This is a genomic window from Phragmitibacter flavus, from assembly GCF_005780165.1.
In the GTDB taxonomy this organism is placed as follows: Bacteria; Verrucomicrobiota; Verrucomicrobiia; order Verrucomicrobiales; family Verrucomicrobiaceae; genus Phragmitibacter; species Phragmitibacter flavus.
The window spans coordinates 1-13,336 of sequence record NZ_VAUV01000001.1 but is presented as its reverse complement, the minus strand read 5'-3'; the positions used below and the strand labels follow the sequence as shown (position 1 = coordinate 13,336).

9 protein-coding genes are annotated in these 13,336 nt (G+C 55.9%); 3 read left to right on the top strand and 6 right to left on the bottom strand.

What is annotated here, in order from left to right; translation table 11 throughout:
• Positions 1 to 6: 6 nt before the first annotated feature.
• The 4 genes from FEM03_RS00045 to ahr form a co-directional block, all read right to left on the bottom strand.
• Positions 7 to 2,124 carry a S1C family serine protease gene (locus tag FEM03_RS00045; RefSeq protein ID WP_138084130.1) on the bottom strand — a complete coding sequence of 706 codons (2,118 nt, stop codon included), beginning with the start codon at positions 2,122 to 2,124 and terminating at the stop codon, positions 7 to 9.
• On the bottom strand, positions 2,117 to 3,352 hold the full coding sequence (locus FEM03_RS00040; RefSeq protein WP_138084129.1) for a hypothetical protein: 1,236 nt from the start codon (positions 3,350 to 3,352) through the stop codon (positions 2,117 to 2,119). The genes FEM03_RS00045 and FEM03_RS00040 overlap by 8 nt, the downstream gene beginning before the upstream one ends.
• On the bottom strand, positions 3,349 to 6,285 hold the full coding sequence (locus FEM03_RS00035) for a tetratricopeptide repeat-containing S1 family peptidase (protein ID WP_166442503.1): 2,937 nt from the start codon (positions 6,283 to 6,285) through the stop codon (positions 3,349 to 3,351). The genes FEM03_RS00040 and FEM03_RS00035 overlap by 4 nt, the downstream gene beginning before the upstream one ends.
• Positions 6,286 to 6,446: 161 nt before the next feature.
• Positions 6,447 to 7,472 (bottom strand): NADPH-dependent aldehyde reductase Ahr, encoded by a 1,026-nt coding sequence (gene ahr, locus FEM03_RS00030; RefSeq protein ID WP_138084127.1) that lies wholly within the window; start codon positions 7,470 to 7,472, stop codon positions 6,447 to 6,449.
• Between the two features lie 362 nt (positions 7,473 to 7,834).
• On the opposite strand from ahr, the gene FEM03_RS00025 reads away from it, so the two are divergent.
• Positions 7,835 to 10,369 carry a PVC-type heme-binding CxxCH protein gene (locus FEM03_RS00025; protein ID WP_138084126.1) on the top strand — a complete coding sequence of 845 codons (2,535 nt, stop codon included), beginning with the start codon at positions 7,835 to 7,837 and terminating at the stop codon, positions 10,367 to 10,369.
• A 2-nt stretch (positions 10,370 to 10,371) separates the two neighbouring features.
• Here the strand turns inward: FEM03_RS00025 and FEM03_RS00020 are convergent, their stop codons facing one another.
• The gene (locus tag FEM03_RS00020) at positions 10,372 to 10,845 is read right to left on the bottom strand and encodes an SRPBCC family protein (RefSeq protein ID WP_138084125.1); all 474 of its coding nucleotides are present in this window, start codon (positions 10,843 to 10,845) and stop codon (positions 10,372 to 10,374) included.
• A 153-nt stretch (positions 10,846 to 10,998) separates the two neighbouring features.
• Between FEM03_RS00020 and FEM03_RS00015 the strand changes: the two genes are divergently transcribed.
• On the top strand, positions 10,999 to 11,901 hold the full coding sequence (locus FEM03_RS00015; protein ID WP_166442502.1) for a LamG-like jellyroll fold domain-containing protein: 903 nt from the start codon (positions 10,999 to 11,001) through the stop codon (positions 11,899 to 11,901).
• Here the strand turns inward: FEM03_RS00015 and FEM03_RS00010 are convergent.
• Entirely contained in the window at positions 11,873 to 12,748 is an 876-nt protein-coding gene (locus FEM03_RS00010) for an alpha/beta hydrolase (protein WP_138084124.1), read from the bottom strand. The genes FEM03_RS00015 and FEM03_RS00010 overlap by 29 nt on opposite strands.
• Before the next feature lie 145 nt (positions 12,749 to 12,893).
• On the opposite strand from FEM03_RS00010, the gene FEM03_RS00005 reads away from it, so the two are divergent.
• Positions 12,894 to 13,232, top strand: a complete 339-nt coding sequence (locus FEM03_RS00005; protein WP_206170773.1) for a hypothetical protein — start codon at positions 12,894 to 12,896, stop codon at positions 13,230 to 13,232.
• Positions 13,233 to 13,336: the final 104 nt, after the last annotated feature.

The following is a 13,336-nucleotide window of genomic DNA, read 5'->3' as shown; positions in this document are numbered from 1 at the left end:
AGCGCGTCATTTTACAGGAATGTGCTCCAGTTGATATTCGGTATGGCCGTCTGGATGCGTGATCAGTAAAAGGGCTGTCACCGTCTGCTGTCGTTCGAGCCCGCTCGGAACCTGCCATTGCAGAATTTTCTTGGCGGCATCAATGGTCATCTGCTCGGGGCCACTGGCCAGCGCCGCAGAACTGCCTTCCGGGAATCGCAAAGTTCGCTCAAATTTTTCTCCGACTTCGGCGAAAGACCCAGGAGCATTGTGATTGATCAGGTTCAGTGGAGCCAGCAGCAGTCGTTTATCTCCGGCCGTCCAGCAAGCCAGCAAGTCCGCTTTGGCGCTGGCCATGATGGTGACATCACCAGCACCCCAGGAACTAACTTGTTTCAGCGTTTCCTGCCATGTTTCAGGCACCGTGCGTTTGTTCAGGTTTTTGAGGTGCGGAATGGAAAGGATCTCAATTTCAGGGACAGCAGGGGAGGTGAAGGCACGTGTAAAATTGACGATGGCTTTGAAACCCCATACAGGAGCGAGGACCGCATCAGGTCTTAACGTGGGACGCCCGGCAAGGTCCAGGCTGTCGCCCAACAGGTGAAGGGCGACCAGGTTCTTTGATGCGAGCAGCATCCGGCCTTCGTCCAGCAGATAAGGTTGCGTGCTGCTGCCCTGATAGTTGTTCATGGGACGATGACTTACATAAACGCCTCGATCTTCTCCTTCGACCAGAAGGCGGAAAAGCCAGGTGGAGTTCGAATCATTGCTGAGGGCGACCTGGGTCCCTGAGTCATCCATGCAGCCGACGAACCGCTTCTGGGATGCAGGCGCATGGGGGAAATCATTTTTGCCAAGCTGCCGTGATTTAAACTCAAGTTCACTCACGTCAAGATCTGGGAGTGTGATGATGGCTGGCTGCAGAGAGCTGTCGAGCATGCCCCGACCGGGAGGCGTTGCATACAATGCGAGGAGGTGTGAGGGATTCAATGCTCCCATTTGCAGAGCCTTCATGCCCTGCCCCAATTGGACGGGCTTTTCGACTGTCTTCTCCAATGTTTCAAGGTCATAGACTTCCAACTGGTGGGATGATGGCAGGTAGACCACCAGCATCCGGCCTCCGGTCGCGATGAGAGCGTCGGGATCTGCGCATTCGATGAAGCCATCGAACTTTTGATTGGCCAGATTAAAAACGCCGATGCTGTTGATGGATGCAAAACGCAGGACGAGTTGCCAGCCGGCGTTGGCTACCAGCATCTCATCCACCGCGGCCGGCATCGGAACAATGACGCCTTCTTCGGGAACGGGGGTGGATTGCGGACGAAAATGTTTATCGGCCTGTTGTTCTACTTCGCGCATGGTGTCGGCGGAGATGATGGGTGAAGCGCCATCAATACCGGGCAACTCGGAATCATGCCCAGCCAGGGCCTCTTTGACTGGCCGTTTTGCCTGATCGACAAAGTCTTGCATGACCAGATTGCGGCTCGGTATGGCGAAACCTACGCCCTCAAGCCTGATTGCCTTGAAAGTCGCAATGCCGATGACCTGACCCTGATCATTGCAGACGGGCCCACCTGAATTGCCAGGGTTGATCTGGGCGGAGATCTGAAGGTAATCCAGCTTCTCTACCTCTCGTGAGGTGGCGCTGACCAACCCTTCTGTGATGCTAAGATCAAGCACCTTGCCGCCGGGTCCGGCGGGGTTGCCGATCACATAACATCTGGCTCCGCTGGACACGGCTTGATCGCGTGGAGCCATCGTCGCGGGAATGAAGCTGGCTCCCTGTGGAGCTTTTGCCTGAAGGATGGCCAGGTCATACTGTGGATGAACTTTGAGGACCACGACTTCTGTAATCTCCGTTGCTACAATCTTGCCATGACGGCTGACGTCGGCATGGATCCGCAGGTCGATGTCCGGGGACACAACGTGCAAGTTGGTGACGATCAATCCCTGTGCCGACAACACGACACCTGAACCATGACCTAGAGCGGTCTCGACCAGCACGGTCGAAGACTTGACTTTTTTGAAAACCCCCGTGGCATCCAGGGCATGAAGATTGGATTGGAGCAGAGAGAAGAAAAGAAGCGCCCACACCAAGGGGAAAGCCTTGGGGGCAAGAGCCCATCGTTTTGAAAAATTACTCATCGGATGTTTTGCCCTCCTTCCCTGATTCGTCCGCAATCGGGTTCGAGTTCGTGTTTCTAAGGCCAAGTGGAAAGATCAGCATCCGCTTCTCCTGTAGCTGCAAGTAGATCAAGCGGTCGCTGTAAGCGGAGGCCAGCATTTCACTGTTGAAGTAAGAGGGAAATTCAGAAAGGGTCTTCATCACATCCGCAGATACCGGAAGGTCTTTCACGTGATCCAAAGAGGGTAACTTCAGCACTTTAAACCCACCGCCGATGTCCCTGCCAGGACGCGGATTTTCCGCTCCTGCATCCAGGCTTGGCTGTCTGGCTACCAGGCCTGAGAAGCCAGCGATGGGTGCCAATATCCAGTGTCTTTCCGCTTGAAGCGCGTGATGTTGAATGAGTAAATCTTTTTCACCGCCGATTGGTGCCACCTGGTTTTGATAAATCACCCGATCACTTTCGGCGTGAACCCTTGGATTTCTTGATTTCAGGCCGGAGAAGTTCAGTTCCACATAATCGTCTTTCAAACGATAGATATGACTGTTAATTCTGTTCTCGCCAGGATGACTGACCGCGCCGATGGTTCCTGCCTCATCCATTACGCCCTGCATGGCCAACAGATCTTTCTCGGTGATTCGGCTCGCCTGCCGTCCTGAGGGCTCCCTTAGTTCCGGAAATGTCATCTCCATGGTGGGGAGGCTGATCAATAGCGGATTAAGTGGTCCCATGGTGAAAACGGCTCCAGGTTTTCGTGTCTCTTCATAAAGACCAAAGACGCGGTCAGGACGGAACAGGCCCATGCCAATGTAGCGCAATCTTCCGCGGATCTGGATGGCAGAGGACTTTTGCAGCTTCAAAGTTTCCAGTGAATAATGCTCCAACAGCAAACGTTCCGGTTGGTAGATGACCAGCGACTTGCCCCCCGTTGCAACGAGGGCATATGGATCGGGAGAGGCGATGTAGCCGTCGAACTGATTGGTGGCGAGGTTGAAAACACCGAACTGTCCCAAGGTGGCGAAATGCAGCACCAGTTTCCAACCCGAATCGGCCAATAAAACGCGTTGCACGGGTCCAGGCAAAGGGATCTCGATTCCGTCGGCAGGCAGCTCCTTTTGCAGCGGACGATAGGCAGCAGCAGCTTCAATGGCCAGAGGATGCGGTTCGGCAGGCGCCTGAGCGCTGACGGGTTGATGCAAAGCGCTCGAGAGGATGATCGCCAACAATTGCAAGACATACAACCTCATGGGAAGACCACCTCCTGACTTAGATACTCAAAAGAGCCGTCCTCATGCAGCAGACGAAACGTCGCGTGAAGCACCTGACCAGTTTCCTGCTCCGAAGGCACAGGCCACTCGATCTTCCCGCTCTCAGTTACTGTCAGTCCAGGTGGTCCGAATTCCAATTTGGTCTTTACTCCCTCTGACAGGGTCAACTGATGCTGAAAAATTGTCCCAGGAGTTCCTAGTTGTTTTAATCGACCATCTTTGTCTGCAAGACCAAGGGTAAAGAGGGTGAGTTGATTGTTGCGCGGGGCGACCCACGCAATCAGATCAGAATAAGCGGACGCAAAAAGAAAGTCGTCACGGTCTGGCGCGACAAGCCTGCCGCTTTCGTTCGCCTGCAGAGGGATGTCTTTCAGCAGGTGGAGGCGCGGAAGTCCCAAGATCTGGAATCTACGGCCGGTGGGATCTTTTGGTTCCAGTGGCGTTACCTCAAGCATGCCAGGGAAGCCGATGATCGGCGTGAAAAAACGGGAATAACTATCCAGTGGTTTGCCAGCAGCCGTCCTGTATCCGCGCAATCGGTGGTGAAGGTCTTCCGGCTGTTCCATGTTCAGAACAGCGGTTTTGCTGATGATCAAGCGTCCTTCCAGCACCGGTTGGGCATGGGGACCAATGCTTTCGCCGAAAGGGGAGCTGTCCTGTTCCACCTGATTTCCTGTCACTCGAGTGAAGCTTTTGAACGAGCCGGTGTGGCCGATGGGCTGGATGACGAAAGACGTGCCGCTCTCGTCCAATTGGCCGCTAAGTTGCATGTTTTCGGTCCAGATCATCGCTTTGCCGGTGGCTCGCCCGGTTAGTCGCATGGAAGGGCGCAAAACCGCTAGATCCGGCAGGCGGACCAGGGCCGGAAGAACAAAGCCCATCCTACCAGCAAACTGCTGCTGCGGCAGATCGCCGGAGTAAAGAACGAACACCTCGTTTTCGTTGAACAATCCCATTTCAAGATGACAAATGCCTTTGTCGAGCACGATGACTTTTGAGCCGATCAGAGAAAGGCTGCGTAGATCATAGACGGCCATCTGTCGATTGGACGGGGAGTAGACCACGAGATGCGAGCCGCCGGATGCGAATTGAATCTTCTCCTCGTCAACATCCACGAAGCCATCGAACTCCTGGGAGGCGAGATTGAAAATGCCAAGCTTTGCCAGCTTGGGAAAATGCATGACCAGTTGCCAGCCAGCACTCGCAGTGATCACTGTTGCGGGTTTCTCCGGCAACGGAATGGTCACGCCTCCTTCTGGAACAGGCTTCCTTGTTGCAAGTGCACGAAAGGGTTTGGTCAAGGCTTCGGCCAGAGCCTGTCGGTCCCGGGCATTGACCACGGGTTGATACTCCTTTTGAGTTACCATGTGACCTTGTTCCTCACGGGCCGATTTTGCGATGGCGGCGCGCGCTTCTTCCTCCATTTTTTTCTGCAGTGTGTCCACATCCGAGCTGGTCTTTGGCATGGTTGGTTTTGCTGCGGCGTTGGCGAGATCCTGAGCTGCACGTGCCGCAGCCTCTGCCATCTCCCGCGCGGAAGACATGGTTGACTCCGATGTGGTCATGGGAGTGACGGAGGATGACGCTTTGCCAGCCGCCAGGTTGGAAGGGGTCTCTTTGATTGCAGCGAGCTGCTCTTTGGAAAAAGGGCCTTTGAAACTTTTAATTTTTGAAAACTGATCCGCAGGAAGCAGTTTTTCCAGATCCGACCATAACCCATTGGAGATCGGTGTTTCTGCAGCAACGCCTGAGACATGCAAGGAATCCGCCCAGCGCAGCATGTAGGAGGCGGCCCGGATACGTCCCTGGTTGAAAAATGCAATCGCCAAATCCTCTGCGCAGGCGCGCGCGCCAATTTTGTTTTCGTCTTTGGTGACTGCGCGAAACCAGAGCTCCATTGCTTCGGCTTCTTTGGGGGGCTGCTCCTGCATCAGGTAAATGCCAAGCAGATGCAGAGACAGACCATGCTCGGGAGCAATTTTGACCGCCGCTTCGAAGTATTTTTTGGCCATTCTCTTGTCTCCCAAACGATGATAAGCAACGCCGATGTTGTGAAGTGGGGTGGGATTGTTCAGCATCGCGGACAGCATGACGCGATAGAAACGGATAGCCTGAATGAGTGACTCCACCCGCTGATCTCCATTCACGGAATCGGCGTCTCGCATGAACCGCTCGGCCATGGCGGAGGCCTGATCGGCCAGAACTGCGTCTCCCGTGGAGTTTGCCAGCGGGATAAAATCCTGCAACGCCATCGTTTGGGTGGGCGTGGCAAATGCGATTCCCTCACTGTCCTGCATCTTCCATGCAGCAATACCAATTACCTGTCCCGAGGACAGGAAAATTGGAGCGCCGCTGCTGTTTGCATGAATGGGTGCGGATACTTGCAAATACTCCCTGCCCTCGATTTCCCGCACGCCTGCGCTGACCAGTCCCTCGCCAATCGTCAAAGAGTCCACGCCGGTCCCCGGCCCCGGAGCTGTTCCGACAACATAACATCGCGTGCCCGGTTGAATGATGTCTCTCGCGGGAAGCAGGCGGGCAGGCACCATGCTGGCTCCCTGCGGCACCCTGGCCTGAAGAAGGGCGAGATCGAGCTTGGGATGGATTTTCACCAGTTCAAGTCCGGTCAGCTCCACTTTTTCCAGCACACCGTTCCTACGAATGTTTGCGTATGCTTTGAAATCAATACGCGAGGCCACCAATGGAAGACTGGTGAGGATCAACCCCTGTTCCGAGATCACCACCCCAGAACCAGTCACATCGGCGGACTCGATTACCACGACGGAAGGGGAGACCCGATCCAAAATTCCGCTGGCTTCCTGTGCCTGTGCTGATCCTGACATCGCAAACACTAGTCCGCATGCCAGGAGGCAAAGCGTCCTGATAAAGAACTGCTGAAGCAAAGTGAACATCCTGGGAATGATGCTCCTTTGTGGCATTTTTGATGGCAAAAGCAAAGGCGCAATTGCGACTGACTGACAATTTAAGCTAAGCTAGTCATGGTTTTTCGAGCGTTCAAAAGAGCTGACGGATCTCCGGCTGCACCATTCTCCCGTGCAGCATATGGAATAACTCACGCGAGGTCATTTTCGAGGACGATGCGGTAACGGGCTTTGCCGGAGCGGAGGTGTTCGAGGGCGTCGTTGACTTTCGACATGGGGAAGCTTTCGGTCACCGGGGCGATGTTGTGACGGGCGCTGAAGGTGAGCATCTGGTCGATGGCGGAGGGACTTCCGGTGGGGGAGCCGGAGATGGATTTTTGGCCGGTGATCAGGCCGAAGGCGGGCACGGGCAGGGGTTCCAGGACGGCACCGACAACGTGGAGTCGTCCGTTGGGAGCGAGGGTGCCGAGCAGGCCGGGGACGTCGAGAGGGACATTGATGGTGGAGATGATCAGGTCGAGACTGCCGGCAAGTTGATCGAGCGCGCCGTCGCGTTTGGTGTTGTGAACAAAGTTCGCTCCGAGTTTTTTGGCCTCCTCCTCCTTGCTGTCGCTGGTGGTGAAGGCGTGGACTTCGCAGCCCCATTTATTGGCGAATTGCAGGGCCATGTGACCGAGTCCGCCGATGCCGATGACGCCGACACGTGAGGTGGGGAGAATGCCATGGACGAGAAGCGGGGCGAAGACAGTGATGCCGCCGCAGAGGAGGGGGCCGGTGGAGGCGGGGTCAAGGGCTTCAGGGAGGGGGCGCACCCAGGGCCATTGGGCGCGGAGTTTGTCGGCGAATCCGCCGTGGCGACCAACGATGGTGCCCTGGCCTTTGGCGCAGAGGTTATGTTGACCGGACAGACATTGGGGACAGCTGAGGCAGCTGAAGGCGGTCCAGCCGACTCCGACGCGCTGGCCGATTTTAAGTCCCTTGGCTTGTTCGCCGAGGGCGGTGATGGTGCCGACGGCTTCATGGCCGGGGACGAAGGGAAAGTTCGACATGCCCCAATCGTTGTCGAGCATGGAGAGGTCGGAGTGACAGATGCCACAGTGGGAGACGGCGATTTCGACTTCTTCAGGACCAAGCGGGCCGGGATCGAAGCTGTAGGGTTCGAGGGATCCCTTGGCGGAGGTGGCGGCGTAGGCGTTGATGGTGGTGTTTGTGGACATGGCGGTGGTGGCGTTGGGGTAAAGGTCGGGGTTGGTGATTGACGTTGCGATGAATAACGATGGTCGCAGAAGTGGAGATGCCCGGTGGGCGGAGGAGAAATCAGGATCGGTCATCGGCCATTGGACATCAAGCTACTTAAACGTGAGCCTGGCCGTGCAACCTTGTTTGTCCTTGATTTGCAAGGTGTTCAGCCTAACTTAACAGCGCCCAAAATCTGATGGTGGCACGCTGGAAGCGGCTTGTGACCAGCATCGGACTCATCGATAGAAAGCTCTCGTTCGCATGTTTTGTGATGAAGCTGACGTATCTGTATCTGCCGACCAAGGCATCCGCCTGACGTCCCCTTTTTTCTCACCTGAACATGTCATCCAAACTTTTTTTATCCGTTCTCGCTCTCGCCTTCTCCATCGCTCCCGGCCTGATGGCTCAGCAAAAGAAAAATCCGGGTCCTGCAGATTTTGAGATCAAATTCAAACTGCCTGCGCCAAAAGCTTTGTCGGCTGATGAAGCCTTGAAGACCTTTGCGATCCAGGAAGGTTATCGGATTGAGTTGGTGGCAGCGGAACCTCTTATCGAAGCGCCGGTGGCGATCAGCTTTGATGATCAAGGACGGCTTTATGTGGTGGAGATGCGCGGTTACATGCATGACATCCAGGGCTCCACGGAAACGCAGCCCACCGGACGCATCAGCCTATTGGAAGACACGGATGGCGACGGACAAATGGACAAGTCGACGGTGTTTCTTGATAACCTGGTCATGCCGCGATCCGTGATGGCGGTCAATGGCGGGGCCTTGGTGGCGGAACCGCCGAATCTGTTCTTCTGCAAGGACACGGATGGCGACGGCAAGGCGGACACCAAGGAAATTGTGGCGAGCGATTACGGCACGTTTAACGGTCAGCATGAACACATGGCCAACACGCCAGTGTGGGCGATGGACAACTGGATCTGGAGCGCCAAATACAACACGAAGTTCCGGCTGACCGGAGGCATCTGGCAGAAAGGTGCCGGGCTTGGGCGTGGTCAGTATGGCCTTTGCCAGGACGATGTGGGCCGCTTGTTTTACAACTACAACTCTGATTTTCTGCGCGCGGATTTTCTTCAGGGCGATGCGCTTTCACGCAATCCTCAACTGCGCACTGCCACCAGCATCAACGCAAAAGTAGTGAAGGATCAGACCGTGTGGCCGTCGCATCCAACCCCGGGAGTGAACCGCGGTTATGGCACGATCTTGCGCGCCGATGGAACGATGAGCAGCAGCACGGCGACTTGCGGGGCCTTGATCTATCGCGGCAACGCGCTGCCGGCGGATGCGAAAGGCAATGCGTTCATTCCTGAGCCTGCGGGCAACCTGGTGAAACGATTCAAGATTGCGGAAAAGGGCGGAGTTCTGACCGGCGAGAATGTGTTGAAGAATCGCGAATTCCTTACCTCCACTGACGAACGCTTCCGTCCGGTTCAGGCCACCGATGGTCCGGATGGTGCGCTCTACATCGTCGACATGTATCGCGGCATCATTCAGCATGCGGGCTTCCTGACGCATTATTTGATCGCCAACATTGAAGATCGCAAACTTGCCCAACCCATCGACATGGGCCGCATCTGGAGGATCGTCCCGGACAACGGCAAAGAGAGGGAGGCAAAACGCCAACCTGCGGTCAAACTTCCTGCTGACAGCGCTGGTCGGGTGGCGGCGTTGAAACACGACAACGGCTGGGTGCGTGACACGGCCCAGCGTTTGTTGGTCGAATCCGGTGACACCAAGGCCGTGCCTGCATTGGTGGATCTATTGAATGACGCAACGAGCAGTCCGTTGACCCGGCTGCATGCTTTGTGGACCCTGGAAGGATTGGGTAGTCTGAATGCCGAAGTGCTCCGTCGGGGATTGAAAGACCCCGATGTGCATGTGCGCAGTGCGGCGGTGAGGTTGTCGGGCTTTGATTTGCTGTCCGATCTGAGAGCGATGAAAAATGATTCCGAGCCCCTGGTCGTGGCACAGCTCGCGATCAAATTCACCTCCATTCCTCTTCCCGACGCACTGGCGGCATTGGCGGATCTGATGGCGGGTCCTGCGGGCAAACAACCGCTGGCACGGGAAGGTGCTTTGAGCGGATTGCGCGGTCGCGAAGCCGCCTTTGCCCTGTTGCTGGCCGAACGCAAGACTGATCAAAATGCCGCCAATCTCAGTCCGGTTTTGGAGGAACTCGCCAAGCTGGTGGCCAGTGCGAACAAGGCGGGTCCGTTTGAGGAACTGTTGACGCTGGCGTCCAGTCAACCGGTGGCCGGAGCCGCACAAATCGCGCTTTTGAAAGGTCTCGCCGAGCTGCCAAAAGACAAAAAGCTCATCAAACTGATCTGGTTTGAGGGTGAACCGGCCAGCATCAAGTCGATGAGCGCGGCCTTCGCCAAACAGAAGAGCGGCAAGAAGTTTTTGTCGTCGATCGACCAGCGCATTGCCTGGCCTGGCAAACCCGGAGCGCCGCCGCCGCCGAAGATCGTGCCATTGACCGCCGCCCAGCAGGAGCAGTTTGAGAAAGGAAAAATGCTTTACACCATTAACTGTGCGGCCTGCCATCAGGCACACGGCATGGGGCTTGATGGACTTGCTCCGACCTTGGTGGACAGCGAATGGGTGCTCGGCAATCCCGACATTCCGGCGCGAATCATCATGCAGGGCGTTGCGGGTCCGATCAAAGTTGGACCTCAAACCTTTGATCTCGCCATGCCGCCTTTGATGCATTTGAGCGATGAGGACATCGCCGCCGTGGTGACCTACATCCGTCGCGAGTGGGAGCACACCGCCTCGCCCATTGACACATCCTTTGTGGCGAAAGTCCGCGAAAAGCACAAATCCCGTTCTGCTCCGTGGACTGCCGCTGAGCTGAAGAAAAAATAGCGTTATCGCCCTCCCGCACTCCCAAACATCTCATTCACCGTCTTCTCGCGGTGAGCGAAGATCTTCTCAAGCTGCGGACGGATCAGAATCGGATGGACCATTTCGCCCAGAATGCCAAATGGCGGCACATAGGTGACGCGGTCCTTCATCTCTACCAAGCCATTTCCGAGATCGCGAAAATGATGCTCATGATGCCAGATGGCATAGGGGCCAACGCGTTGTTCATCGACGAAGAACCGGCCTTCCTCGACATGGGTGATCTCCGTCAGCCACGTCATGGGGATTCCCAACAGCGGGCGAACGCGATACTCGATCATCATGCCGGGAAACATCCGCTCTGGAAGTTCGGAGAGAATTTCGAACCCCATTTCCTTCGGCGTGATGCGCGAGAGATTGCGGGGATCAGAAAAAAACGACCAGATCGTTTCCAGATCGCCTTTGACAGTTTGAGTGGTGGAAAGGGTGTGGATGGCCATGGTTCAGGAGAACATACGCGTCGTCCCCATCGCTGGCAGCACATTAAATGCATGGTCAGGGTATTTACAGGTTGCGATGAAAGAAGGAAGTCAGTTACACTTACGACTCGGTTGATGTCGACCAGCCAACCCTTCACCCGTGAGCTTCGAACCATGAAAACCTCTCCCCTTCTTTCCTGGACCACCACCGCCCTTTTGACCCTGCTGTTGGGAACTGCCACCAGCGGTTGGTCGGCCACCGTTGGATACTGGCGCCTGGAAAACAATGCATTGGACTCCTCCTCCAACCTCTTGGGCGGCACGGCCAGCGGCGGTGTCTTTTCGACTTTGGACACGCCCGGTCCGACCATTTTTGACCCGGTAGCGGGAACCTTCACCGCCAATACGCACGCATACAACGCCAGCGGATCAGGGGCCAAAACCATCGTGGTGCCCGACAATGCGCTGTTCTCCCAGGAAAATTTCACCTGGGAAATGTTCATCAAGGTGACCGGTCAGCCGGCCAGTTACGATGCCTTCCTCACCAATCGGGATTCGGTCAGCGGATTGGGTCGCGGTTATCAGATTGATTTTGATGGCAACCCCGCGGTAGGCAGCACGGCATTCGGTCGTTTGCGCGCACGATTTGATCTTCCGATCGTCGTGCCTGTCACCGACCCTCCGACACCCAACCCCAATCAAAACCAGGTGGCGACTGTGACGACTGGCTACCTGTATCAGGACGCCGATGGCGGCGGTGCCGGCGGCATCCGGGTGAATAGCGACACCTCCTGGCACCACATCGCATTGACCAAGGAAGGAAATCAAGTGCGGGTTTATCTGGATGGCGTGGCGAGCAGCGCCCGCACCTTGACCGGCCCTTTCGAAGAGGCGCTTGCCTCCATCATCTTCGGCAAGACCAGCTCTGCCGATTACGGACTGCTCATCGACGAAGTTCGCTTCTCCGATACCGTCCTTTTGCCGAGCCAGTTTTTGCAGGCGGTGCCCGAGCCTTCGCGTGCGATGCTGCTGTTCCTTTGTGCCGGAGCTATCGTTCTTCGACGTCGGCGGAATTGAGAGGGGTCTTCGAGGCAGCCATCCCACGCATCGCCAGGCCGATCCTGTCGTTGGCCAGCAAGACCACATCATTGTGTCTGGCCTCGGGAATCTCGTGGAGTTGAATGAGATCAGGAAATTGTGCGGCAAGCTGCTGACTCATTTTCACCGGGATGACTTCATCCTGAACTCCGTGAAAAACGATGACGCGGGCATCGGCGGGGAGGTTTTTTAGCCGCGCCCCATTGTCGTATCGATGCAGGTTGAGATGGCACAGAGGCCAGCCGAGAAGCTGTCGTCCCATGTCCGTCATGGAGGTGAAAGGTGCGCACAAAACCACTCGATCCATCTTTTGTTTTTCTGCGGCGATCAAGGCTGCCGCGCAACCCAGCGAATGCCCGAGAACCCCGCTTCGCTGACGCCGCTCCTCTCCGGTCCAACGAAACCGTTGGGTTAACTGCTTGCTGAATTGCTCAATGCTGTCCGCAATGCGACTGGGACTGGGGTTGCCCTCGCAGAGTCCGTAACCAGGGTAGTCGACAAACACAAAAGCGAATCGAGGATCCCAACCACGCACATGATCAAGATAATCCAGCGCCAACGATCCATTGCCGCCAAACACCCACCACAGGAACTCAGGAGCATCGCGATTCGAACCCTCCGCCGGCAGGTAATGCGCGGTTTGCCTGCCTTGTGCGGTGATGACTTCGATCCGTTCCCCTCCAAGATTTTGCATGCGTTTCAAATCGGCATCGCCATAGGGACGCGGGTAATACATCAACCGGCATTGCACCAGCAGCAGGAAAATCACGACCGTCGAAAGTGCCACCAGTGCAAGACGGACAAATCTCCGGAACAACGTCAGCATGACGGATCTTAACGCCAAAACCTCCAGGTGAAAATGGCTTTCCCGGTTGTTTTCAGATCCGGGTTGGCTTTGTTGAATGATGCTTCGATACCTAGGAAATCTCTCAACCGGCAAACTGGTGCTGTGGTGCTACCTATGCTGGTATGTGGCCATCGTTACCCTGCATTTTGATCCCTCGCCGGCCTTGTGGATTTCCTCGGTCGGCATGAGCGGCATCATCGGCACCGCGCTGTTGTTGAGCACCAGTTCCAAGACAGCAAAACCAGATGGTTGGACGGTGTTTCGGCTGTTCCTGATGCCATTCTGCGTTTCCAGTTATGCGGCGCTTATCAAGGGCAAAAATTTCTTCATGATCTTTCCGCTCAATCTAAACGAACTCCTGATCGCAGCCGCCGCCTGCGTTGCGTTTATCATGTTGCATCTCGCTTGTCGGGCCATCACGCAAAAGCCGACTTCCGCCTCTTGTTGCCTCAAAAGTAAATGACACCGGGGAGGTGTAGGAAAGAGGGTGTCGTTGACTCATTAGGTGTGACACCGTGGTTAGGGGGTCATCATTGCTTCGGCGGGCTCGGAATGCAAGGAGCCCGT

What these genes read in the sequence shown, in the direction of transcription:
- FEM03_RS00020 (WP_138084125.1), bottom strand. Translation starts at nt 10,845, where the DNA reads ATGGCCATCCACACCCTTTCCACCACTCAAACTGTCAAAGGCGATCTG.
- FEM03_RS00045 (WP_138084130.1), bottom strand. Translation starts at nt 2,124, where the DNA reads ATGAGTAATTTTTCAAAACGATGGGCTCTTGCCCCCAAGGCTTTCCCC.
- FEM03_RS00025 (WP_138084126.1), top strand. Translation starts at nt 7,835, where the DNA reads ATGTCATCCAAACTTTTTTTATCCGTTCTCGCTCTCGCCTTCTCCATC.
- FEM03_RS00015 (WP_166442502.1), top strand. Translation starts at nt 10,999, where the DNA reads ATGAAAACCTCTCCCCTTCTTTCCTGGACCACCACCGCCCTTTTGACC.
- FEM03_RS00040 (WP_138084129.1), bottom strand. Translation starts at nt 3,352, where the DNA reads ATGAGGTTGTATGTCTTGCAATTGTTGGCGATCATCCTCTCGAGCGCT.
- ahr (WP_138084127.1), bottom strand. Translation starts at nt 7,472, where the DNA reads ATGTCCACAAACACCACCATCAACGCCTACGCCGCCACCTCCGCCAAG.
- FEM03_RS00010 (WP_138084124.1), bottom strand. Translation starts at nt 12,748, where the DNA reads ATGCTGACGTTGTTCCGGAGATTTGTCCGTCTTGCACTGGTGGCACTT.
- FEM03_RS00035 (WP_166442503.1), bottom strand. Translation starts at nt 6,285, where the DNA reads ATGTTCACTTTGCTTCAGCAGTTCTTTATCAGGACGCTTTGCCTCCTG.